The sequence below is a fragment of the Nitratiruptor sp. YY08-10 genome (assembly GCF_016629565.1).
In the GTDB taxonomy this organism is placed as follows: domain Bacteria; phylum Campylobacterota; class Campylobacteria; order Campylobacterales; family Nitratiruptoraceae; genus Nitratiruptor.
Genome location: NZ_AP023057.1, coordinates 1,628,625 through 1,652,128 on the forward strand (window position 1 = coordinate 1,628,625; position 23,504 = coordinate 1,652,128).

Genomic DNA, 23,504 nt, shown 5'->3' on the forward strand with positions numbered 1-23,504 from the left:
AAAGGCGCATAATGGGTCAAACGATTACAGAAAAAATCTTTAGCGAACATGTAGGACGAAAGGTCAAAGCGGGAGAGATAGTCGAATGTGAACTTGATATGATCATCGGAAACGATATCACTACGCCAATTTCCATCAAAGCGTTTCGTGAAAGTGGTGCTAAAAAACTAGCAAAACCGGACAATTTTGCCATTGTGCTTGACCATTTTATCCCGGCAAAAGATATCGCGAGCGCAAACCAGGCAAAAATAAGCCGAGAGTTTGCCTATGAGCATAACCTCAAACACTTTTTTGATGAAAAGGACATGGGGATCGAACACGCCCTTTTGCCTGAAAAAGGACTTGTGGTTCCGGGTGATGTGATCATCGGCGCAGACTCGCATACCTGTACCCATGGAGCTCTTGGAGCCTTTGCTACTGGAATGGGAAGTACGGACCTGGCATATGGGATGATCACGGGCAAAAACTGGTTTAAAGTACCACCATCAATCAAAGTAGTCTACACCGGAAAACTTGGTAAGTATGTATACGGAAAAGACCTCATTTTGGAGCTTATCCGTAGAATCGGCGTAGATGGAGCGCTTTATAAAGCACTTGAATTTACAGGTGACACGATAGAAAATCTCGATATGGATGGACGATTTAGTCTTTGCAATATGGCCATCGAAGCGGGAGCGAAAAACGGAATCATTGCCGTTGATGAAGTAACAAAAGCCTTCTTGGCCGATAAGCCCCTCGCGCGCGAACCAAAAATCCACTATAGCGACGAGGATGCTGAATATGAGCAAGTAATCGAAATCGATGTGAACAATCTTGAGCCAGTGATCGCCTTTCCGCACCTTCCAAGCAACGGCCGTCCTATCAGTGAAGCCGCAAAGATGGATCTCAAAGTGGATCAAGTCTTTATCGGAAGCTGTACCAATGGTAGATTAAGTGATATTGCAATAGCGGCTGAGATCTTAAAGGGACGCAAAGTAGCACGCCATACACGAATGATCGTCACTCCTGCAACGCAAAAGATCCTTAAAGAAGCAGAAAAACGAGGTTATATCGATATACTTATTGACGCCGGAGCAGTTGTAAGTAATCCTACATGTGGAGCATGCCTTGGGGGATATATGGGAATTTTGGCTGACAACGAGCGGTGTGTAAGTACTACAAACAGGAACTTCGTTGGACGAATGGGCGCAAGAACGAGTGAAATTTACTTAGCAAACTCAGCAGTTGCAGCTGCAAGTGCCGTAGCCGGCAAGATCGCAGATCCTAGAGAGCTGTGATCCTCTTTGATCTTGCAACCTTGGGCGAGCTGACAACCGGCTCGCTGATAAAGCGCCAAAACCGCTTCTTGGCAACTGCTTTTGTTGATAATCAAGTCAAAAAAGTCCATATCGCCGATACTGGAAGGCTTGAAGAGATCCTCACACCAAACAGAGACCTCCTTCTACTCAAAAACCGCCCAGGTCTCAAGTCCGACTACACTTTGATAGCCGCCAAAATGGAAGAGGGATGGGTTTTGATCAACACAAAACTTCATCGCCCAATCGCACAAAAAGCGATTAAGCAGGGTGTTTTGGGATTTATTCCAAAAACACTCCAAGCAGAAGTACTTTTTGAAAACAGCAGGCTCGATTTCAAAGCAGACGATGCGTTCATCGAACTCAAAGGATGCAGCCTCGTCCAAGACAATCTTTGTCTCTTCCCCAATGCTCCAACGTCAAGAGGCGTCAAGCATATACAAGATCTCATCAAAGCAAAAGAAAAAGGTTTCAACGCCTATATCCTCATCATGGCCGTGAGAAAATGTGCATGCTTTAAACCGCATCCGACACGGGATCTAGAATTTCAAACAATATTTTTTGAAGCGCTCCAAAAAGGTGTTCGTTTCAAAGGCTTTTTTATACGAATCGATACATCCTTGCATCTCGTTTTTGATGGACCTTTGACACTGTGTCATGATAAGATATAATTGAGACAAAATGGATGGGTATGATGAAAAAAATCCTCTTTGCACTCTTTATCTCAATTCTACTATTTGTAGGACTTCTTTTTCTTTGGCAACATAAAAAAGATCGAAACAAGCTCCTTCATACCGTTGAAGTAACGGTTACAAAAGGGGATGTAATCCAAAGCGTTGAAGCCACAGGGGTCATCAAACCTTCAGTGGGAGCGGAAGTTAAAATTGGGGCACGAGTGACTGGAATGGTCACAAATGAACCGATCAAAGTGGGAGACTTTGTCAAAAAAGGAACCATTATCGCCAAAATCGATGACCTAGAGCTCCAAAAAGCTCTTGAAATTGCTCAAGAGGAGCTACAAAAAATACTCGATACCTATCCAAAAGAGATAGAACGTCTCCAAAAAGAGGTTGAAAAAGCAAAACTCTCTGTCAAAAATGCAAAGCTTGTACTTGATGCTGCCAAAGCAGATGCCAAAACGGCTAACTGGCTATGCAAAAATAAAAAACAACTTCGAAAAAGAAAAAGTATAAGCGAAAAAGAGTACAAAACTGTCTGTACCGAAGCATACAGAAAACAAAAAAACTATGAAGAGGCTCTCAATGCCCTACAACAAGCCAAACTCAACGCCCAAGCAGCACAACTGGCCCTGGAAAAGATGCAAAAAAGCTTCATCCACGATTCGGCAATTGCCAAAGCAAAAATGGAGCAAGCGAAAATCCGCCTCAGCTACGCTACAATCAAAGCCCCTTTTGACGGAATCATCACCTATATCTCTACACAAAAAGGCGAAACGGTAGTCGCAGGACTCAATGCTCCACAGTTTGCGAAGATTCTTGATCCAAATCGATTGGAAAATCGCATCTATATCGACGAAACTGTCATAGCAAAAATAAAAAAAGGTATGCATGTCCTCTTTCACGTGGATAGTTTTGGAAAAAAAGATTTTCAAGGAAAGATCGATCAAATCTATCCTCAACCAGAGATTCAAAACGGGGTTGTCTACTATGTAGGTGTTGTCAAATCATTTAACGATGCTTCGTTGCTGCGGCCAGAAATGACAACACACAACAAAATCATCGTACAAATCATTAAAAATGTTCTTCGCCTCCCAAATCAAGCAGTCAAATTCAAAAATGGACACTTTTTCGTCTATCTCAAAAAGGATAGCAAAGTGGTAGAACAGAGCGTACAACCCGGGATTTCCGATGAACACTATACACAAATCCTTTCCGGTCTCAAAGAAGGCGATATCGTTTTGATGGAGTCAAAGAGTGCTCATTGAGTGTAAACATATCATAAAAAAGTACCGCACAGGTGATATCGAAACAACGGTTTTAAAGGATGTAAGTTTCTGTGTCGAACAAGGCGAATTCGTAGCCATCATGGGAAGCAGCGGAAGTGGCAAATCAACTCTGCTCTATATCTTAGGATGCCTCGATAAGCCCTCTATGGGAGAGTATCGTATCAATGGACAAGATGTAGCCAACTTGAGCGACGATGAACTTTCACATCTTCGAAACAGCATGTTTGGATTTATTTTTCAAGCTTTTTATCTCATTCCATATCTCACTATTCTCGATAATGTTCTGGTACCAACACTCTACGCCAAAACCTCTAAGTCAAAAGAGGATGCAAAAGCACTCCTTGAAAAACTGCAACTCCTCGATAGAATCGATTTTTATCCGGAACAGCTCTCGGGAGGTCAAAAACAGCGCGTCGCCATCGCAAGAGCACTGATCAACAACCCCCAAATCATCCTCGCTGATGAGCCAACGGGTCAGCTGGACACCAAAAATGCCACAATCGTCATGGAGATTCTCAAAAACCTCAACAAAGAGGGGCGTACCGTTATAGTAGTCACCCATGATGAAAATATGGCCAGATATGCACAACGGATCATTCGGATACAAGATGGTCAGATTCTATCTACGTGATCTTTTCGCGTTTCTTCTTTTCTATAAAGGGCGCACACTCTTTGCACTGCTTGGAATTATTCTTGGCATTGCTTCACTCGTTTTCATTGTAGCAGCCATCGAAGGCAGCCAACTCAAAGCAAAAAAGATCATCGACATGCTTGGGAGCGACACTATTTTGATACGCTCGAGCTTTGGAAGTCGCGTCTCTTTTCGACACATTCCCATGAAACTGGACATTCATCAATACAATCTCATCAAAAAAATAGATGGAATCAAAAGTCTTGACTACTTCTACGTCAAAAAAGTGAACGTAAAACGGAAGAGTTTTGGGAAAAAACTACTTGTCGAAGGCTTTACACTGGGCACGCTTGAACATTTTGGATATAGGCCAAAATGGGGACGGTTTTTCTTGCCAAAAGATTTTCAAAATTTTTCCAAAGTAGTCGTCGTTGGACAAGACATTGTCCAGGAGTTTTTTCAAGGAAAAAACCCTTTAGGAAAAAGCCTATTGATCGGGAAAGAGCCATTTTGGGTTATTGGTGTCTATCAAAAAAGAGGGAAAAGTCCCAGAGGCAACAGCATGGATGAACGTATCATGATGCCTGTCTCTACATATAGAAAATTTATCCAGCACGAATATCATAAAATATTTGCGATGGTGGCAAAAGTCTCCCGTGACGCCAACTATAAAAGAGTTTTGAAAGATATTCAGACAATTTTAAACAAAACGCTCAAACCCGATGACTATTTTCTCATCACACCCCAAAAAATCATGAAGTTTCTCTCGATGCTCAGTACATCTTTGACGCTCTTTTTGGGCATAGCATCTTTCACAGCACTGTTCGTAAGTGGTTTTGTCCTTTCCAATATCTTTCTTATCAACAACAAAACACGAGCGTGGGAACTTGGTTTGCGGCGAGCAATCGGTGCAACCAAAAAAGATATTTTCCTTCGTATTGTTTTTGAAGCCTCTATAATCGCACTGATGGGAGCACTCCTTGGAACACTCTTTGGATTTTTGAGTGTGCATTATATCTTGCCTCTGTTGCAAATTCCTGTACTCTATCCCATAAAAGCGTTTTTCATAGCAACTATTTTTTCTATTGTCACCGCGTTTTTAGCCGCTTTATCTCCAGCCAAAGAGGCTGCATCACTTAATCCGATAGAAGCATTGAGGCAACGCCTATGAAATGGCTTTACATAGAAGAACTGTACGCTTATCTTGCAAGAAACAAAAAAAGGACCGCTATTGCCATCGCAGGCATTGCACTTGGAGTACTGACATTGGTTCTCATGAGTGGTATCAGCGGAGCGATGCGACAAAAGACATTGCAAGAACTTGGGACATTTGGGAGTCGGCTCATTGTCATTGCACCGGGTGATTTAATCGTTTTTGGCCATAAAAGTGCTACATTGGGCAATGTTCAGACACTCACAATAAGTGATGCTGTTGCGATCCGAGACAAGATTGAAAGCGTAGAAGGTATAGCCTTGATGAAAAATGCGATGTTGCCTGTCAGTACCAAAAAGCGCCTGGAACCAAGGGAGATCATAGGCGTCGATAGTGCTTTTTTTTCTCTTTTGGATTTTACATTTTTATGCGGAGGAACTTTTACAGACTTTCAAAAAGTAGCTGTGATAGGGTCGCAAACAACAAAAGATTTTTTCGACACCTCCTGTCCCCTTGGCCAACATATATGTATAGCAAAAATCCCTTTTGCGATTCGAGGAGTCTTGGCTCCTCGTGGCAATATCGGTATGGAAGATTATGATAGCACTCTTTTTATCCCTATACGTGTAATGCAAAGGCTTCTTACAAAAAGCAACTGGCTCGATGGTATTTTTGTGCTCTCGAAAAGCAGTGATCAAAACAGATTTCTCATCAAGCAGATCAGCGATCTTTTACAAAAAAGACACGGCAAAAAAGATTTTAGCGTTATGGAATACGAAGTAGCCAGTACAACTTCGACAAAGATGGAACAACTTTTTTCTATCCTCAGTATCATTGTTGCCACGATCGCCTATAGTGTAGGTATCCTTGGTATCATTGCCATAATGGCACTTTCAGTCTATGAAAGGGTGATAGAGATAGCCATTAAGCGGGTTGTTGGTGCCAGGAAAACAGATATTTTTGGGCAATTTCTACTAGAGTCAACGATACTCAGTATGGCAGGAGCGGTACTGGGCACAGGAGTTGCTCTGATTCTTCTTTTTCTTATCGAATATATCGCCCATTGGCCATGGTTTATTCCTATTCAAACATTGATTATAGCAACGATGCTCTCTATAATTATTGGTATCATTGCCAGCCTCTATCCGGCCTTCAAAGCCATCTCATTGGAACCTCTGAAAATTCTCAAACTCTATGAAGAGGGCTAAGGCATAATAGCTCTTCATCTCACATTAAAAAGATAGAATGTTTGGTATAAAACCAACGGATTTTGTACACATATTGACTTCGCAAAAGAATCGATTTATAATTTCCATAAAAATTTCGGGGTGTGGCGCAGCCTGGTTAGCGTGCTACCTTGGGGTGGTAGAGGTCGCGGGTTCAAATCCCGCCACTCCGACCATTATTTCTTTCCTCCTATGCAATCCTTTCATCTATACTTTAAGCCAACGTAGCTCAGCTGGCGAGAGCACCTGATTCGTAATCAGGAGGTCACGGGTTCGAGTCCCGTCGTTGGCTCCACTTTTGAAACGTTTTTGAAACACTTTTCAGCTACCATATCTTTTGATTATTTTGTAAAATTAATGTAAAATTAAAAATAAAGGAAATCCATGGTTCAAAAAAGAGTCGCTTTCATCGCTACTTCTATTATTCTACTTCTTTTTACCGGATGTGGACCGGGACTGAAAAATCTTGGAAAATCATCAGCGCACATGCAAGAAGCTCGGCAAGCTTCTACAAAAGCACAGTATCAAAATCTTTTTCATAAATACAAAGAAGAAAACAAAACCGATGATTTATTATGGGATTACGAGGCAGGAACTGTTGGCTACTATGTACAACACTATAAAGACAGTATCTTTTATTTCGACAAAGCAGAAGAATTGATCAAAAAGTATGATGAAGAGATTTTAGCTTCAAAAGTTCTCAGTAACGTAGGAGCGGTTCTGACCAACGATACGTTCATGGATTATCGTCCTAGAATCTATGAAAAAATCATGGTCAATACCTATAAAGCAATCGACTTTATCAACAAAGGTGATTTCCAAAATGCCAGAATTGAGTTTAACAGAGCGTTAGTCCGAGAAGACAGAGCAAAAGAGTTTTTTGCAAAAGAAATAGGGAATGAGAAAGAGAAACTTCAAAAAGAAAAAAAGAAAAAACTGCAAAATGTCCAAATAAAAAAACAGACCACAAGTCCGATAGAGAAAAAATACTCCAACCTATTCGCTTTCAAGCCATACAGAGATTTTACCAACCCATTTACCAACTATCTTGCAGGCATCTACTTTCTAAGCATCGGGGATTATGGAAAAGCAACAAATCTTTTAAAAGAGTGCTACGGTATGGTAAAAGGAATGGATAGTGGAGCTGAGTATGTTAAGGCTGATTTTGAACTCGCCGACAAAATGAAAGGCTCAGTATTGGCTCGAAAACAACATTATACTTGGGTGATTTTCATGAACGGCCTCGCTCCAAAAAAAGAGGAGTTGAAAATCAATGTCCCCGTTTTTCTAGTATCCAATAAAGTTTTATATACTGGTATTGCACTTCCAACGCTGAAAATGAGACCACGGGCTTTCGATGCTCTTGAAGTCAAAACACCAACGGAACAAAAGAAAACAAAAACTGTAGCAACAATGGATAGAGTTATCAAACTAGAATTCAAAAAACGGTTTCCTATAATTATGACACGGGCTTTGACAAGAACGATCACTCAAACCATCATCCAAAAACAGCTTCATGACAGAGCAGGTTTTCTAGGAGGACTTGCTGGAGCTGTATATCAAGGTATAATGAACAGAGCAGATACAAGAATGTGGGAGAGACTCCCAAAAGAGTTTCAAGTTGCAAGAATACAAAGTTCATCGGAAGTGGCTATCTATTCACCCAATGGTGAAATAGCAAGAATCCCAACTGATGCAAATCATGATTTTCTTGTATTTGTTACAATCCAGACACCACACAGTGAGCCGATTATCTCATGGCAAAAACTTTAAAAGGATCAAAAATGAAAAGATGGCTCATAGCATTGAGTGTTCTATTTTTACTCACAGGATGCGCCAAAAGTGTCAGCAACGAAGCTGTTTCAAATCCAGATAGAAATATCATAAAAAATAGTTACCTAGAACAAAAAGTAGAGATTCTTGATCATCATACACGATATACAAACGGTCTTTTAGAAGCAATGGTTCGGCTTCACAACAAGACAAAAGATTTTCAAGATTTGGAATACCGATTTATCTGGCTTGATAGTGATGGATTTGTAGTAGAAAAAGAGCCGTGGCAACCTCTTACGCTCAATGGCCTTGAAACGACACAGGTGAGTTCCATTGCCCATTCACCAAATGTTGTTGATTTTAAGTTCGAAATTCGTCAAAAACAGTAAAGGAGTTTTTATATGAAAAAATTGGTACTACTCTCAACCACTGCCGCTATGCTTTTTTTTAGTGGATGCGCGACTTCCTCGTCGCAAGTGCGTTATATCAATCATGAAAAGGCTGGTACATCAGCACCCGTTTCCCTAGGACTCGACTATGAAGATATCAATAGAGCAGCACAAAAACTTGTCAACTCTATGCTCAAATCTCCCTACCTTGATAGAATGTATAGGATTAAAATGAGAAAAGAGGGAAAACCACTTGTTTTGATGATCAGTGACTTTACCAATGATACCACACAAAGACTCGACATAGATCAAATTGTCAAAAAAATAAGAATTGCGCTTTTAAACAGTGGAAAATTTATTGTCACTACTGCACTAAGAGCTGGAGGCCCGGAAGATAGAGCGACAATGGAACTTAGAAAGTTAAGAAAAAATAAAGAGTTTAATCAAAAAACGATTGCAAAACAAGGAACGGTTATTGCACCAGATTTGAGTCTTTCTGGCAAAATCATCCAACGAACCACTCCTTTGCCAAATGGGGAGCAGCGAGTGGATTACTATATCCAGATGAGCCTTACAGATGTTACAAGCGGACTCGCTTTCTGGGAAGGTGAAGAGGTTATCAGTAAAGCCGGCAGCAGCAAAGCTGCACCATGGTAAAATTGAATAAAAGGAGTAAGAATGAAAAAACTGGTAACACTATTGATCGTTTGTATAAGTTTCCTCTATGCCACAGATATAGAGAGCTGGAAAAACGATTTTATCAAAGCACATGGCAATTTTGGTCAAACAGATGATCATGGAAGAACATTTTACTATGGTGAGGCTACAATCAATGTAACACCCCTTGATCCAGCCTATGTAAAAGAGTTGGTTCTAGCTTATGAAAAGGCGATGCTCAATCTGCAATCTGACTTTATCCTCCAGACATTTGGACGAGAGACTGTTCAAAGACTTGCAGAAATCGTAGAAAACGACTCTACGAACGCTGATCAATTTCCTCCTTTACCGGAAGCCCAAAAAATGGCTCAGCAGGGAAAAATCGCTACCATTTTCAACAAGGCCTTGGATGTTATCGACAAAAAACTTGACAAAGAGTTAGAAAAATTGGGCGTTCCTCCTCAACAACTACAAAAAATGACCGTTGAGCAACAAAAGACGCTTTTTAAAGATAAATTGAGCTCTCAAATTGTCAAAAAAGCATTTAGCAGTATGGAAGGACTCGTGCCATATCAAGTAAAAATAGGTACTATAATTACACCGGTAGGAAAAGCGACAAAAGTTGCTATCATTGCTATAACATCACCTAAAACAATCCAGTTTGCCAAAGATATCGCTCGACAGCGACCAACGCAAGTTCGCGGAAAACCACATATGTTAAGCGATCTTCTTCCGAAGGCAAAAGAGGATTATCTCAATGAAATAGGACTACGATACAGCTATGATGAACAGGGCCGACCGCTGCTCATCTCTTATGGTATGTGGTCTGTCTCGCAAAAAGTCACCTCCCCATCGCGCTATCTCAAAAAGATCGATCTGGCCAAAAGAAAAGCGAGAATGCGTGCAGAATCTTATATTGGTGATTTTATAAAAACCAATATACAAGCAATTGAAAGCCAAGATGCATCCTCTTTAGAGGAAGAGGTAGCAAAGAAAATCACTACGGTCGATGCTGCAGGCAACAGCAGTCAAAAAATAAGAGACAACATTAAAGAGACATTGGATAGTTACTTCAAAAAATTCAAATCCTCCTCGAACTTTAGTCTTCAAGGAACAAGTGAGGCCTATAACTGGGATTATAAAGAGCCTAAAACAGGTATGATATACGTGGGTTCTGTGGTGACATGGAACTATAACCAGCTCAACAATGTCAAAAGATATATTCATCAAAAACACAATACTGCCAAAACAACAAAGACTCAAGCCAAAACAAAATCGTCTGTTACAATTGAAAGAGAATCAAAAGTCATCAACGATGTAGAGGATTTCTAATATGAAACGATTGCTTCTTTGTCTTGTTCTATTGAATAGTTTCCTATGGGCTGGAGCGCACAAAGTTGTCTCCACCCGTGTAGTACAAGGAGTAGGAGAAGGAACAACGCGATCCGAAGCCATCACGGAAGCCTTAGTCGATGCCCTTGGACAACTTCAGGGAGTCCGATTGTCGAAAACCGCTTTTTCCAAAGACCAACTCATAGAAACAGACACATCATCAAAATCGGCTTATCTTTACAGCAGCAAAATCAAAAAGATAACACATGGAAAAGTAAATAGCTATAAAGTTGTTGAGGTGATGGAAATTGAACCGCACCATTATAAAGCCATCGTTGAAGTAACAAAACGCACTACCAGATACAATTATAAAGATGTGGGTTACAATCCCCATAATCGCCGTACTTTGGCGGTACTCCCTTTTGAATATAAGCCAACTTATTCGCTACATGGAATAACTATCGATGGAAGAGAGCTGAGTCGCCGGCTTACACAATCGATCATCAATAAGTTAACCCAAACAAGAAAATTTACCATTTTGGATAGACAAAATAGTAAATATTATGAATTCGAGAAAAGTTTCTTACTCTCCCCAGGAACGGATCCTGTTGAACTGGTTCGTATCGGTAAGCGACTTGGGGCAGACTACTTTATCATTGGTCAGATATTAGACTTTGGGACTGATGAAAAGGAAGGCAACTATCTATTAGGTCCCGATGAGACTACAGAGGAGGCTTATGCCACAATAGCCTATCGCGTTCTTTATGTTCCAAGACAACAGATCAAGTGGTCCGATACTATCGATATAGCATTTGAAGTGCCTCCTACCAAAAGAGCTGAAAGTCTTACCGTAAAAGCAGGAGATAAAATAGCTCAAGTTTTAGTTGATCAAATAATGTTCAATATTTATCCGCCACGTATCGTTCGCTCTTCTGGTAAACATATCATTCTTAATATGGGAGGCAACACCCTCCATCCGGGAGATAGATTTGAAATATATGCTCTGGGCAAAAAAATATATGATCCCTATACAAAAGAGTCTTTAGGACGTGAAGAGATAAAGATAGGAGAGCTGGAAATAACAAAGGTTTTACCTAAATTTTCCTATGCAAAAGTTATAGAAGGAAAAGCAAAAAAAGGAGCAATTATCAGACCGGCAGCAAGCAATTACAATGAAAATCAAAATGTAGGCAAAGAGTCCATGTTTGAGGAGATGTTCCACAAGTGATCTGCGTTATATTTGCTGGCGGGAAAAGCTCACGAATGGGAAGGGACAAATCCCTTCTCTCATTTGGAGACAAACCACTTATTCAGTATCAGTTTGAGCGTCTGCTTCCTCTTTTTGATGAGGTTTACATCTCCTCAAAGAGCGAGAAATTCAACTTCACCGCTCCACTCATTCTTGACAGCAGCGATATTTACGCGCCAACTCCCGCATTTTTGGATATTTTTCAAAATCTTGAAGAGTTTTTCGCCATAAGTGTCGATGCTCCTTTTATCGATAAACCGATCATAGAAAAACTGATTGAAGAAGCAAAAAAATATCCAAATAAAGACGCCATTATCGCAAAAACCAATTTCCCCCATCCTCTTATAGGAATCTACCGCAAATCGATTCAATCAAAGATAGAAAATGCTCTCGAAACAAACAATCTTAAGCTCAACTCTATTTTAAAAGAAGCAAATACCCATTATGTGGACTTTCAAGAGGATGAAAGATTTTTAAATCTCAACTATCCCGATGAATACAAAAAAGCTTTGCAACTCAAAAAAGTTTTGCTATAATTTCGACTCTTGACCCGTTAGCTCAGTTGGTAGAGCAACTCCCTTTTAAGGAGTGGGCCGTTGGTTCGAATCCAACACGGGTCACCACTACTGTAGCATCTTTTCCGCTTTTTTAGCATCAAAATTGTTATAAATCCTTCTTAAAATTTTGAAATTGTGCATTACAAAAAAGTGAGTGTTTCCAACTTTTTGCTTAAAGAGTTGGTAGCTTTTCTTAGCGGCCTCCTCATCGCCCAAAATCAAATAGGCATCTCCCAAATATTCATATGCAAAATTCTCTCCCATCTGTATCGCTTTTTTTGCCGCTTCTATCGCTTTTTTAGGCTTTAACGCCAAGAGATAATACCAGCTGGCCTTCCCATACACTTTCGTTTGATCGAGATAATCCGCATAAAAAACACACTCTTTCGCTTTGCTCGTATCTCCCTTTTGAATGAGATAGTATTCACATTTCATCTGTGATTTATTGAGATTACATTTCGTACATGGCTTATCGGCACCAAAGAGCAAAAGTGGTAGAATAAGTAAAAGTTTTTTCATAACACCTCCTAAAGGATTACAATGGTTCGACATATTGTCTTTATGAAGTTTCCTGATTTTAGTTTAGCAAAAAAAGCCAAAGAGAAGCTTCTGGGTATGAAAGAGCATATTGACGTACTCAAAGAGATCGAAGTCGGTATCGATTTTAGTAGAAGCCAAAGAAGTTATGATCTAGCCCTTGTAACAACATTTGAATCAAAAGAGGATCTTGAAACATATAGAGTCCATCCCTATCACCAAGATGAAATAGTGGCATGGCTCAAAGAGATAGGAACCGAAACGAAGGTGGTTGATTATGAACTCTGATTTAACCCATTTAGATGAAAAAAAACGTCCCAAAATGGTAGATGTGGGGGTCAAAGATGAGACGGAGCGCATCGCCGTTGCCAGCGGAATTATCGAAGTTACCCCCGAGGCATTTGACGCGGTAAAAAACGAAACGACTAAAAAAGGGGCGGTTCTTCACACAGCCGTTATAGCTGCCATCATGGGAGCCAAAAAGACACCGGATCTCATCCCTATGTGCCATCCGCTGCTTTTAACCTCTATCAACTGTGACGTGGACGAGCTTCCAGAGCTTCCCGGATTTAAACTGGTGGTCACTTGTAAGCTAAAAGGCAGAACCGGCGTGGAGATGGAAGCTTTGACTGGTGTGAGCATCGGACTTTTAACCATTTATGATATGCTCAAAGCGATCGACAAAGGGATGGTGATTAAAAATATCCAGCTTGAACGAAAGAGCGGAGGCAAAAGCGGCGATTTTGTGCGCTAACGGCACACATACTTCACTTTCGCCTTCACCTCGACACGCTGTTTAGTCTTAGCAGGTTCGGGAGCTTGGATATCTGATTTTACGGTCATGCTCTTGAGCATTCGTACCACAGGGAAATATCTGGTAGTATAATCGATACTTGTAATATGACACTGTTTCGAAAGTTTTTCACCAGCTTTTTTTCCAAAAGTCTTGGCCTTGTCTATAAGCCGTAACTGCAGATCTTGCATAACACTCTCGCGTCTGCTTCGTGAAACTTCCCAATGAGGATAACGTATACTAAATCCAAAACCTTTATGTATTCTGCTTTTTAGCTCATCTATTGCTTGTAAAACTCTATTTTGCGTTTTTGGGTCTTGGATAAAAAATTGATAACCAACCTCCCCTTTATATCCTTCACATACCCTTTTATCTTTTTCCCAGTGGCAATTTTGATAGAGCGAATATCTTCCTCCTTCATAACGAAGCCCTAAAGAACGAATGGTTTTATCCACGATTCCCAAACTGTTTATGATGGTTTTTTCACTCAAGTTTGTCATAAAGACAAACAAACCAAAACTATAGATATCTGGCTCGATATTTGCGGATGCATTGAGCGTAACATGTACATCTGTCGCCTCTTTAGAAGAGGCAAACAGACTCGAAAAGGCAATAAGCATGACCAAAAGGATCTGTTTCATTTTAAGCCTTTATCTCAAAGGACCATTTTCACATCTTTATGGGCCTTGAGTTCTTGATAGATATTTTCCCTCTCCTCTTCAGAGTGTACCATGATATCCGCATTGAAACTTTGATATTTTCCACGATTGCTCTGCTTTGAAAAGGTAATCGTTGTTGGACGATTTGTTACGCTTTCAATAGCTTCTCGTGTCTTTTTGGCATTTTCGCCAATCACTTTATACCGCCAAATGGTTGGATACTCAATTTTTACTTTTTGATCAAAATCTTTAAGCTCTTTCATCAAAACTCCTTTTTTGCTTATCATAGCAAAAAGAAACAAAAACTACTGCTACTTAAGTTACAATTAAGCTTATACTTCGATCAACTCATTTGCCAATATTTTGGCTTGCTCTAAAACTGTCTGGATTGCTAACTTTTGCATATTGGGCAGATATCCATTTTAAATAATAATTTTTATTTTTGTTCTTGTATTTTCCCTGATAGTCCAGTTTATTGTCGTATTTTCTTTAAATTTTTGAGAACAAGGCAATCTGAAGGGATATTTTTCAAAAATCAATGTCTATTCGTGATGATTTTGATGGAAGTATTTATTTTCCTCAAACATGTGAGGATTTTCTTCAATAAGAGGTGTACCTTTTTGACTCAATCCTCAAAAGATAAATCATTAGAGAATTTTATATTAAGAAGTATAAAAAAGCCACTTTTCAGTGGCTAAAAAATTATGAAGAATAAGGAACTGTTTTTAATAAAACCTCTTTTTTTATTTGGTATTTTGCACTATCTTCTTCTTCAAACCAGTAAGGATTAACCTGTTCGATTTCAACAGCCATAATTTGCATTTCCTCATCTATTTTGTCATTTTGACTTCCAGTATTTCCAAAAACAGCAATAGTCAATAATGCCATTATTGTTAATGTTTTTTTCATTGATGCTCCTTTAAAGTATTTTGTTGGAGCTGATATTATACTAATAATAATTATCAAAATCTTTATTTTTACATAGTAGATCTTATTTTTTTGTATTTTTTTATTTTTTGATGATTGTTATCATATTAGATAATAGAGTGCACTAATATTCGCAATTAAATTTGAATACTCTTTGGAAGAGTTTGAGAAATTTAAAAGAGCCAGTTTAGTCAGCAATCAATCAGCAGCTTTGAATAAGCTTTGCTCAAAACTCTCTTTTTATTTATATTAAATATTAATTTGATTTTAAGGATAAACAGCTACAATACGCTCCAAGCCTTTGATAGGCGACTATTTACGATTCGATCCCCTTATCACCTCTACAATCCCTAAAAAACTTAGAAGTGACCTTTGATTGAATCGTCTGTGATTCGCTCATTGAAGGTTAATATTTTTTAAAGAGGCATAATGACTTTTACTGATTTCAATCTGAAACCCCAAATAATGAAAGCGATAGATCAAGCTGGCTTCAAAGAGCCAAGTCCTATCCAAAAAGAGGCGATTCCTGTCGTATTAGCTGGAAAAGATATGGTGGGCCAAGCCCACACAGGTACCGGTAAAACGGCTGCTTTTGCGCTTCCAATTTTAAATATGTTAGAGCTCGATGGCGAAGTAGAAGCCCTTGTGATCGTTCCAACGAGAGAGTTAGCTACTCAGGTTAGCGACGAGATTTTTCGCCTTGGAAAATATCTTGGCATCAAAACAGCCACAGTCTATGGAGGAAGCTCCTATTCAAGACAGCTCAATCATATAGCCAATGCAGCAGTGGTTGTGGCTACTCCTGGAAGACTATTGGATCTTTTAAAAAGCGGCAAAATCGAACTCAATCCAAAATTTGTCGTTTTGGACGAAGCGGATGAGATGCTTGATATGGGCTTTTTAGACGATATAAAAGCCATTTTTAACTATCTTCCGACCAATAGACAAACTCTTTTGTTTAGTGCAACAATGCCACAGGCCATCAAAGAGTTGGCTCAACAGATTCTCCACTCACCCGAGTTTATCTCTATCACAAAAAAAGAGGTAACAAATGTAAATATCAAACAGTTTTACTATGTTGTAGATGAGCATGAAAGAGACGAAGCACTTATTCGTTTACTCGACTATAAAAACCCAACAAAATCAATCATCTTTTGCCGTATGAAAATAGAAGTAGATCGCCTTGCACAATTTCTTGAAGCACAAGGCTACAGCGCAAAAGGACTGCACGGCGATATGCAGCAGCGTCAAAGAGAAGAGACCATCAAAGCGTTTAAACGAGGTCAAATTGAAATTTTAATCGCCACAGATGTAGCCGCGAGAGGACTAGACATTAGCGATGTCAGCCATGTTTTTAACTACCATATTCCTTTTGACCCTGAAAGCTATGTTCATAGAATCGGACGAACGGGAAGAGCCGGAAAAGAAGGAATAGCGATCAGTTTAGTAACTCCTCATGAATTTAAGCAACTTTTACGCATCCAAAAAGAGGTTGGAAGCTCTTTAATCAATAAAGAGATTCCAACCTCTGCGGAAGTAAAAAACGAAAAGCAAAAATCGATGCTGGATATGATTCTTTCTCAAGAAGTATCCAAAGAAGCGATAGAACTTGTTGAACTTCTCGAATCACAAATAGATATCTCCACAGCTGCACTCAAACTGGCTTCCATGGTTATCAAAAACGATACTGTCAGTGGGAACGAAAGAATCGGCAAAAGTCTCAAAGAGATCGAAAAGATGCTTGAACAGGCAAAAAGAGAACTTTCCAGACCCCAAAGAAGCGGCGGACGCAACAATAGAGGATATCGAGGCAACCGAAGAGGCCGTAACGCCCATAGACGATAATTTGCTATAATAGTCCAACTTCACACAAGGTTGGACTATGCAACTAGGCCCAAATCCCATTGAAACGATTCGTAAAACAATCGAAGAGAAAAAAAGACCCAGAACCCAAAAGATCCATGACCTTCTTCAGCAAATCGACAAGCTTCGCAGTGAAATCGAAGCAGAAAAAAGCGAACTGAAATCCGAACTTATCGAAACATTTGAGATTCTTGAAAAAGCTATCGCCTCCCTTCCCAAAGATCAGCGCACAGAAGCCCAAAAGATCTTAGACGAGTACAAACTCAAATCACTGGAACTTTTGGGGATCCTTGCCGAAACTACAGAAGCTGCCATCATCACGGCTTTGGAAAAGGCTCAGAATGTAGAAGAAACAGTCTTTGAAATCACCAAAGATCTTGCCCATCAGACGATCGATATCAACGTAGATACACGACATATACAAGATGTCAGCCAAACGATCTTGCAAGTTGCCGCCAATTTGTCCGAAGCCAGCATCAACTATGCAGATGAGATTTTAAGAGGAACAATTCTTGGGGTAAAAAAGGGAATTCGTCTCAGTATCAAAAAATTCTACCAAACAATTCAATATACACCCGACGAAGCGCGTACACTGATTATAGAAAACTATGCATCTATCATTGAAAATTTACCCCATATGGATGAAATCTATATGCAGACTATTCATAAAGTAGCAAACCAGAGTGAACCGGGTATCAAAGAAAAGATCGAAATAATTGCCAAAAACAGTGAAACTTTGATAGAAAAAATCAAAAATGAAGCAGAAATAGCTGCCAATCTTCTTAAATCACGTTTTGAGGATCTCACCCACATACCATCTGTAAAACTGGATGTCCAAGAAGCAAAAAAACTTGGTTTAAGAGCCTTTTCGAAAGCGAAAGAGACTATCGAAAACGCCATTAAAGGGGCTAAAGATGCATTGGGCAAGTAGATTGCTTCTTATTCCTCTGTTTACTTTTCATCTACAGGCTCAAACAGAGGATGAGGTAGAAAAAGCACTACAAAACCTTATGATTCTTATGGAGAAATCTGCTTCCACTATAAAAGATTTTACACAAAACAGACAACCTGCAACTCCGGAAGAGCAATCTAGTTTCCAACTTTACTATAAACAGGTTCAAAACGGAGCCAAAGTCGAAAAAAGAAACGATTTTTTGATCAAAGCCCAAATCCAGTACAGACTACTAAGAGCAAAAAATGTTTCATTCAACTCCCTTCTTATTGTAGTTCACAATCAAAACGTTGAATTGTACGGAAAAGTTCACTCCGAAAAAGAGGCCGAAGACATTATAAATACGACACTACACACCAAAGGGGTTCGCTCAGTCACCTCCTATCTTATCGTCAAAAAGCTCAAAAGAGTAGTCTTGTAACCATGAATGCCGTTGTCGAATATCTTCAAAATACTCCAGAATGGTTTTTTGTCATTCTTGTTGTTTCAATCGTACTTATAGAGATTTTTGGCGATAGACCCAATTAATTATATGCTCCCAGATTTTTGAGTAACTCTTCATGGATCTTTCCATTGGAAGCTACGATAATATCCCCAAATTTATAGGGCTCTCCCAAGTGATTTGTCACAATACCCCCAGCTTCCTGCACAAGCAAAATCCCGGCAGCCACATCCCAAGGCTTGAGATTCACTTCATAAAACCCGGCAAATCTGCCACACGCCACATAGGCGAGATCGATCGCCGCACTTCCTAGACGCCTAATATCTCTTGTTTTTGGAAGAATCTTTTGCATACTCTCAATTACAAAGCGATAATCTTTTCCCATCTGCACTTTCGTGTAAGGAAACCCCGTAGCCAAAAGGGCATCTATCAAATTTTCAGTGTCGTTAACTGCTATCTTTTGATCATTTAAATATGCACCTGCACCTTTTTTGGCATAAAACAACTCATTGAGTATCGGATTATAAATCACTGCTTCCAAAGGCTCTCCCTCTTGCCAAACACCGACAGAGATACAGGTATAGGCGATGGAGTGAACAAAGTTTGTGGTTCCATCGATGGGATCGATATAAATCCCATCATTGGGTATTTCCCCCTCGAAACTCTCTTCTCCTACAATTTCCACACCTGGATAGATTATTTGCATTTTCTCTTTTAAAAAATTTTCTATTTTTGTGTCATACTGTGTGACAAGATCCACACTACCTTTTTTATGCACCTCTTTTTTGCCAAAATAGCCCTCTTTTAAAATCGCGCCTGCTTCCAAAATCTTATTTTGTAAATCTCTATTCATGTTTACCTTCTGTTTAATATTTGTTACTTTTTGTTTGCCATCATATCTTATCATTTCACAAATTAAATATCGAGGAGGAAAAATGAAAAAAGCCGTTTTTCTATCTGTAGCAACAGCATTGATGCTGAGTGCCGCAACTATTCATTTCAATGAAGCGCCAAACAACGTTCAACGAGTCATGCCAGGAAAAGGTAACAATGTCGTCCTTTCCTTTTATGATGCTATTAAGGATGCCAAAGAGAGCGTGGTCAACATCTCAACGAAGAAACGCATCAAGATGCCTGCTATGAGTCAGATGCCATTTTTCAATGACCCTTTTTTCAAACAGTTCTTTGGTCCAATGTTTCGCAATCAGGTCCCTAGAAGCAGAATCCAAAGAAGCCTTGGAAGTGGCGTTATCATCAGCAGCGACGGTTATATCGTTACCAACAACCATGTGATAAACAATGCCGACGAGATCACTGTCACCCTTCCAGGAGACGACACGGAATACAAAGCGAAAGTGATTGGAAAAGACTCTTTAACAGATATTGCTGTTATCAAAATCGACAAAAAAGGTCTCAAAGCGATTAAAATTGCTGATTCATCAAAAATCAAACCAGGAGATATCGTCTTTGCTATTGGAAACCCTTTTGGTATCGGTGAGACCGTCACACAGGGAATTGTCAGTGCCACAAACCGAAACAATGTCGGTATCAACACGTACGAAAACTTTATTCAAACAGACGCTGCTATCAATCCGGGCAACAGCGGTGGCGCTTTGGTAGACAGCCGTGGAGCTCTAATAGGTATCAACAGCGCCATTATCACAAGAAGCGGTGGAAACAACGGTATAGGTTTTGCGATACCATCCAATATGATGAAAAATGTCGTGAAAAAACTGATCGAAAAAGGCAAAATTGAACGAGGCTATCTCGGTGTCATGATCGAAGATCTCAAAGGCGATCTCAAAGATGTTTACAAGCACCAATATGGTGCGGTTATTGTCGATGTGACAAAAGATAGTGCAGCCCAAAAAGCGGGTCTCAAACGAGGCGATCTCATCATTGAAGTCAATGGAGAAAAGATTGAGGATTCCAATAAACTCAAAACGATTATAGGGTCGTATCCTCCAGGAAAAGAGGTAACGATAAAATATGAACGAAACAAAAAGCTCTATACCACAAAAGTCAAACTCGGCGAGCGTCCAGGAACCAATAGTTCTGCAGCGGAAGAGACACTCAAAGGTTTGGAGGTACAAACGCTCAACGACCAGATTCGAAGAATGTACAACATCCCACAAAATGTAGAAGGGGTTTTTGTCTCCAATGTCAAAGAGAAGTCAGCTGCAGAAAAAGCGGGTATCAAACCGGGAGATGTTATAATCGGTGTTGAAGATATGAACATCAAAAATGTCGAGGATCTCAAACACGCTTTCAAAAAATATAAAGGTCCGAAAAAAATATTTGTTAAAAGACAAGGAATACCTCTGATTCTCGTGCTTCGATAAGGAGTTGTATGAAAGTAGCGATGATAGAAGATGATGTAGAGCTTGCCGAAATCCTGAGCGAATTTCTTGAGCGATACGGGATCGAAGTAGAAAACTACGAAGATCCCTTCATCGCACTTTCTGCACTGCATCTCAACAACACGTATGATGCTTTGATACTTGACCTTACCCTTCCCGGTATGGATGGACTTGAGATTTTAAAAAAGTTGCGTGAATTTAGTGACATACCCATCATCATAAGCAGTGCGCGAAGCGATCTCAGTGATAAAGTGATCGGTTTGGAGCTTGGAGCGGACGATTATCTTCCCAAACCCTATGATCCAAAAGAGCTGGAGGCAAGACTCAAAGCAATTTTGAGAAGACGTGCAAAACCCCAAACAAAAGAGCAGAGTTTTACTCTCTACCCCAATAGACGAGAGATCCATTTTCATGGAAAACCTCTTCAGCTTACACCTGCAGAATTTGAGATATTATCCTATCTCATAGAACGTCCCAATCAACCAATATCAAGAGAAGATCTCCTTTACAACTGTGAACACCTGAGCGAAAATGCATCTGATAAAACAGTGGATGTCATTATCAGTCGTATACGCCACAAACTGGGGGAAAATCCAAAGCAACCCAAACATATCCAATCTGTCCGTGGTGTGGGATATAAGTTTACTCCATGAAAAAAAGTTCCATCTTTTTATGGATCACTCTCATTTTTTTACTTGGTTTCGTAGCTGTGGGAGGAGCCTACTGGCTATCTTTGCAACATCTCAAGGAGAGCGCTCAAAACCGATATCAAAAACGATTCGAATTTGTCTCCCAATCCCTCCTTTGGCAACTCAGCTCGGTCGATTACAATAAACTCATACAAGAGCTGCAAAAATTGGAATTTGTACCCATAACCCATCCCAAAGAGATTGTCAAAATCGCCAAGCACTCCACTATAATCAAACGAACAAAATATCCTGTTGGTGAGGTCATTATCCTCAAATATAAAGGTGATTACTATATCTGGGTTCAAAGTTATGGAAACATGCTTCTTCTCAAAGATATTTCCATGGATATCCAGCAAAGCCGTATTCTCTATACGGCGATCTTTGCAGTAACACTTATTTTGCTTTTGATCTTGTATATTCTTATCATCTTGAAACTGCGACCTCTCAAAAGCATCACAAAAGAGTTACAGCGCTTCTCAAAAGGCGATCTCGATATCGATCTCAATGTGGAAGGATTCAAAGAGATCAATGAGGTGGCCAACGCCTTACAAAACGCTGCAGACTCCTTAAAAGCGATTCAAAATTCAAGAAAACTGCTTTTGAGAAATATTATGCATGAACTCAAAACCCCAATTGCGAAAGGACGTATCCAAGCAGAGATGGTAGAGGACGAGAAACAGAAAAAGCGACTCATACAGATTTTTGAAAAACTCAATTCTCTCATCAACGAGCTGGCAGCTTTGGAAGCGGTGAACTCAAAAATCAAACCGAGCCTTGAAACCATTACGCTCAAAGATATCGTCGAGGAAGCGATCCATATCGGTATGTTCGACAAACAGGATATTGAAATTATCGAAAAGCAAAATCCGACAATAAAAGCAGATTACAAACTCTTAGCCATTGCAGTCAAAAACCTTATCGATAATGCACTGAAATACTCATTGGACGCAAAAGCGACAATCGTCCTAACTCAAGATGCATTGATCGTTCAAAATAGAGGCAAACCTTTACAAAAAGAACTCTCTTTCTATATCGAGGCTTTCAATAAAGAGGGGAAAAGAAGCGGTTTTGGGCTTGGGCTGTATCTAGTGGACAATATTTTGAAACTCCATGGATATACACTTCAATACCACTATGAAGATAATCACAACAAATTCATCATCTCTTTGAAACCTTCACACTAACTGCTGAAGTCTTTCCAAAAAAACTTTTTGTGCCTCAAGAATCACCTCTTTCGCTTCTTCAATCGTGAACCATTTGGCTGCATCAATCTCCGGAAACTCCAATATCCTTCCTTTATACTCCATATGAACCATATTGGATCGAATATCGGTATCCAGGTCTGTCTGCAGAGCAAAAATATGCAAGATCTTATTAGAGGTTTTCGTCTCTCCAAGATCCAAAAATTCTCCATCCAACCGCTTGCCAGTCTCTTCGAAAAACTCCCGCTTTGCTGCCTCCAAATCATTTTCCCCCTCTTCCACCTCCCCTTTGATAATCCCCCAGCTTCTTCTCTTTCTCTTCCAAAAAGGGCCTCCAAGATGTCCCAAATAGACATACAGCTCCCCATTTTCCGTTTTATATGGCAAGATACCGGCACTCTTTTTCATCATGCAACCTTTAATGAGATGTTAAGTTATAACATTTTACACTTATCTCAAAAGGAGTGCGATGAATCTACAAAAAGTGCTGTCAGGATTCTTTTTCATTTTGGCAATGACGACAAATTTCGGATTTTTTTACGGCAACCCTGCCGATATTGAATTTCATAGCAAATATGAGCTTTTTGCAGCGATTATAGTCAACCTCATCGCAACTATTTTGAAACTGGGCGATAAGACGCAACTCGGCTCCGTTTTGCTTGCAACAAGCCTTGTTGCAGATATACAACTTATTGGAGCAGCCAGCGTGTGGGCATTGGCAGTCTATGTTCTAGGGGGTCTCAATACCGAATCTACTGTCGCTATCATTTCCATGAGCGGTGGAGCGCTTCTTGCCAATATCGTCTCTGTTTTACTGTTTGTAGGCGATACACTCAAATCCAAAAGGTAATC

Annotated in this window: 27 protein-coding genes and 3 tRNA genes; 24 read left to right on the forward strand and 6 right to left on the reverse strand. The window is 39.9% G+C overall.

Annotated features, from left to right (window positions below):
* Positions 1-11: 11 nt before the first annotated feature.
* The 15 genes from leuC to JG735_RS08750 all read left to right on the forward strand — a co-directional run bounded on the left by leuC (position 12) and on the right by JG735_RS08750 (position 12,294).
* Complete coding sequence (gene leuC, locus JG735_RS08680; protein WP_201334677.1) at positions 12-1,277, forward strand: 3-isopropylmalate dehydratase large subunit; 1,266 nt, start codon at positions 12-14, stop codon at positions 1,275-1,277.
* Positions 1,274-1,966, forward strand: a complete 693-nt coding sequence (gene sfsA / locus JG735_RS08685) for a DNA/RNA nuclease SfsA (RefSeq protein WP_201334678.1) — start codon at positions 1,274-1,276, stop codon at positions 1,964-1,966. Before leuC ends, sfsA begins: the two co-directional genes overlap by 4 nt.
* A 20-nt stretch (positions 1,967-1,986) precedes the next feature.
* Complete coding sequence (locus JG735_RS08690) at positions 1,987-3,240, forward strand: efflux RND transporter periplasmic adaptor subunit (protein ID WP_201334679.1); 1,254 nt, start codon at positions 1,987-1,989, stop codon at positions 3,238-3,240.
* Positions 3,230-3,892, forward strand: coding sequence for an ABC transporter ATP-binding protein (locus JG735_RS08695; protein ID WP_201334680.1), 663 nt, complete (start codon positions 3,230-3,232; stop codon positions 3,890-3,892). The genes JG735_RS08690 and JG735_RS08695 overlap by 11 nt, the downstream gene beginning before the upstream one ends.
* Entirely contained in the window at positions 3,822-5,063 is a 1,242-nt protein-coding gene (locus JG735_RS08700) for an ABC transporter permease (protein WP_201334681.1), read from the forward strand. The genes JG735_RS08695 and JG735_RS08700 overlap by 71 nt, the downstream gene beginning before the upstream one ends.
* Positions 5,060-6,253 carry an ABC transporter permease gene (locus JG735_RS08705; protein WP_201334682.1) on the forward strand — a complete coding sequence of 398 codons (1,194 nt, stop codon included), beginning with the start codon at positions 5,060-5,062 and terminating at the stop codon, positions 6,251-6,253. The genes JG735_RS08700 and JG735_RS08705 overlap by 4 nt, the downstream gene beginning before the upstream one ends.
* Before the next feature lie 116 nt (positions 6,254-6,369).
* Positions 6,370-6,447, forward strand: a tRNA-Pro gene (locus JG735_RS08710).
* 42 nt (positions 6,448-6,489) lie between these two features.
* A tRNA-Thr gene (locus JG735_RS08715) sits at positions 6,490-6,566 on the forward strand.
* A gap of 89 nt (positions 6,567-6,655) precedes the next feature.
* Complete coding sequence (locus tag JG735_RS08720) at positions 6,656-8,044, forward strand: COG3014 family protein (protein WP_201334683.1); 1,389 nt, start codon at positions 6,656-6,658, stop codon at positions 8,042-8,044.
* A gap of 11 nt (positions 8,045-8,055) precedes the next feature.
* Entirely contained in the window at positions 8,056-8,433 is a 378-nt protein-coding gene (locus tag JG735_RS08725; protein ID WP_201334684.1) for a YcfL family protein, read from the forward strand.
* 12 nt (positions 8,434-8,445) lie between these two features.
* Positions 8,446-9,090 (forward strand): penicillin-binding protein activator LpoB, encoded by a 645-nt coding sequence (gene lpoB / locus JG735_RS08730; RefSeq protein WP_201334685.1) that lies wholly within the window; start codon positions 8,446-8,448, stop codon positions 9,088-9,090.
* Positions 9,091-9,111: 21 nt separating this feature from the next.
* Positions 9,112-10,422 (forward strand): DUF6844 domain-containing protein, encoded by a 1,311-nt coding sequence (locus JG735_RS08735; protein ID WP_201334686.1) that lies wholly within the window; start codon positions 9,112-9,114, stop codon positions 10,420-10,422.
* Between the two features lies 1 nt (position 10,423).
* Positions 10,424-11,650 (forward strand): CsgG/HfaB family protein, encoded by a 1,227-nt coding sequence (locus tag JG735_RS08740; RefSeq protein ID WP_201334687.1) that lies wholly within the window; start codon positions 10,424-10,426, stop codon positions 11,648-11,650.
* A gap of 35 nt (positions 11,651-11,685) precedes the next feature.
* On the forward strand, positions 11,686-12,207 hold the full coding sequence (locus JG735_RS08745; RefSeq protein WP_201334688.1) for an NTP transferase domain-containing protein: 522 nt from the start codon (positions 11,686-11,688) through the stop codon (positions 12,205-12,207).
* Between the two features lie 11 nt (positions 12,208-12,218).
* Positions 12,219-12,294 (forward strand) — tRNA-Lys (locus tag JG735_RS08750).
* On the opposite strand, the gene JG735_RS08755 is transcribed toward JG735_RS08750, so the two are convergent.
* Positions 12,295-12,747: a hypothetical protein gene (locus JG735_RS08755; RefSeq protein WP_201334689.1), complete on the reverse strand. Its 453-nt coding sequence runs from the start codon at positions 12,745-12,747 to the stop codon at positions 12,295-12,297.
* Positions 12,748-12,768: 21 nt separating this feature from the next.
* Between JG735_RS08755 and JG735_RS08760 the strand changes: the two genes are divergently transcribed.
* Together JG735_RS08760 and moaC are read left to right on the forward strand one after the other, a co-directional pair.
* Entirely contained in the window at positions 12,769-13,053 is a 285-nt protein-coding gene (locus JG735_RS08760; RefSeq protein WP_201334690.1) for a Dabb family protein, read from the forward strand.
* Positions 13,043-13,519, forward strand: coding sequence for a cyclic pyranopterin monophosphate synthase MoaC (gene moaC, locus JG735_RS08765; RefSeq protein ID WP_201334691.1), 477 nt, complete (start codon positions 13,043-13,045; stop codon positions 13,517-13,519). Before JG735_RS08760 ends, moaC begins: the two co-directional genes overlap by 11 nt.
* Here the strand turns inward: moaC and JG735_RS08770 are convergent.
* The 3 genes from JG735_RS08770 to JG735_RS08780 form a co-directional block, all read right to left on the reverse strand.
* A complete protein-coding gene (locus JG735_RS08770; RefSeq protein ID WP_201334692.1) occupies positions 13,516-14,199 on the reverse strand; it encodes an SIMPL domain-containing protein in 684 nt (227 codons plus the stop codon). The two genes, moaC and JG735_RS08770, sit on opposite strands and share 4 nt — an antisense overlap.
* 14 nt (positions 14,200-14,213) lie before the next feature.
* Positions 14,214-14,480 (reverse strand): YbeD family protein, encoded by a 267-nt coding sequence (locus JG735_RS08775; RefSeq protein ID WP_201334693.1) that lies wholly within the window; start codon positions 14,478-14,480, stop codon positions 14,214-14,216.
* 439 nt (positions 14,481-14,919) lie between these two features.
* Complete coding sequence (locus JG735_RS08780; protein ID WP_201334694.1) at positions 14,920-15,126, reverse strand: hypothetical protein; 207 nt, start codon at positions 15,124-15,126, stop codon at positions 14,920-14,922.
* 447 nt (positions 15,127-15,573) lie between these two features.
* Here JG735_RS08780 and JG735_RS08785 point away from each other — a divergent pair, with 447 nt between their 5' ends.
* Genes JG735_RS08785 through JG735_RS08795 form a run of 3 tightly spaced genes read left to right on the forward strand, consistent with a single transcriptional unit; the run spans position 15,574 to position 18,380 of the window.
* Positions 15,574-16,989, forward strand: coding sequence for a DEAD/DEAH box helicase (locus tag JG735_RS08785; RefSeq protein ID WP_201334695.1), 1,416 nt, complete (start codon positions 15,574-15,576; stop codon positions 16,987-16,989).
* 37 nt (positions 16,990-17,026) lie between these two features.
* Entirely contained in the window at positions 17,027-17,938 is a 912-nt protein-coding gene (locus tag JG735_RS08790) for a hypothetical protein (RefSeq protein WP_201334696.1), read from the forward strand.
* The gene (locus tag JG735_RS08795) at positions 17,922-18,380 is read left to right on the forward strand and encodes a BON domain-containing protein (protein ID WP_201334697.1); all 459 of its coding nucleotides are present in this window, start codon (positions 17,922-17,924) and stop codon (positions 18,378-18,380) included. The genes JG735_RS08790 and JG735_RS08795 overlap by 17 nt, the downstream gene beginning before the upstream one ends.
* A 103-nt stretch (positions 18,381-18,483) precedes the next feature.
* On the opposite strand, the gene JG735_RS08800 is transcribed toward JG735_RS08795, so the two are convergent.
* Entirely contained in the window at positions 18,484-19,254 is a 771-nt protein-coding gene (locus JG735_RS08800; protein ID WP_201334698.1) for an inositol monophosphatase family protein, read from the reverse strand.
* An 82-nt stretch (positions 19,255-19,336) separates the two neighbouring features.
* On the opposite strand from JG735_RS08800, the gene JG735_RS08805 reads away from it, so the two are divergent.
* Genes JG735_RS08805 through JG735_RS08815 form a run of 3 tightly spaced genes read left to right on the forward strand, consistent with a single transcriptional unit; the run spans position 19,337 to position 22,634 of the window.
* Positions 19,337-20,743, forward strand: a complete 1,407-nt coding sequence (locus JG735_RS08805; RefSeq protein ID WP_201334699.1) for a DegQ family serine endoprotease — start codon at positions 19,337-19,339, stop codon at positions 20,741-20,743.
* Positions 20,744-20,751: 8 nt separating this feature from the next.
* A complete protein-coding gene (locus tag JG735_RS08810; RefSeq protein ID WP_201334700.1) occupies positions 20,752-21,414 on the forward strand; it encodes a response regulator transcription factor in 663 nt (220 codons plus the stop codon).
* Complete coding sequence (locus JG735_RS08815; RefSeq protein ID WP_201334701.1) at positions 21,411-22,634, forward strand: ArsS family sensor histidine kinase; 1,224 nt, start codon at positions 21,411-21,413, stop codon at positions 22,632-22,634. Before JG735_RS08810 ends, JG735_RS08815 begins: the two co-directional genes overlap by 4 nt.
* Here JG735_RS08815 and JG735_RS08820 read toward each other — a convergent pair.
* Positions 22,626-23,060, reverse strand: coding sequence for an NUDIX domain-containing protein (locus JG735_RS08820; RefSeq protein ID WP_201334702.1), 435 nt, complete (start codon positions 23,058-23,060; stop codon positions 22,626-22,628). The genes JG735_RS08815 and JG735_RS08820 overlap by 9 nt on opposite strands.
* A gap of 61 nt (positions 23,061-23,121) precedes the next feature.
* Here JG735_RS08820 and JG735_RS08825 point away from each other — a divergent pair, with 61 nt between their 5' ends.
* On the forward strand, positions 23,122-23,502 hold the full coding sequence (locus JG735_RS08825) for a DUF6394 family protein (RefSeq protein WP_012083085.1): 381 nt from the start codon (positions 23,122-23,124) through the stop codon (positions 23,500-23,502).
* The last annotated feature ends 2 nt before the right edge of the window (positions 23,503-23,504 follow it).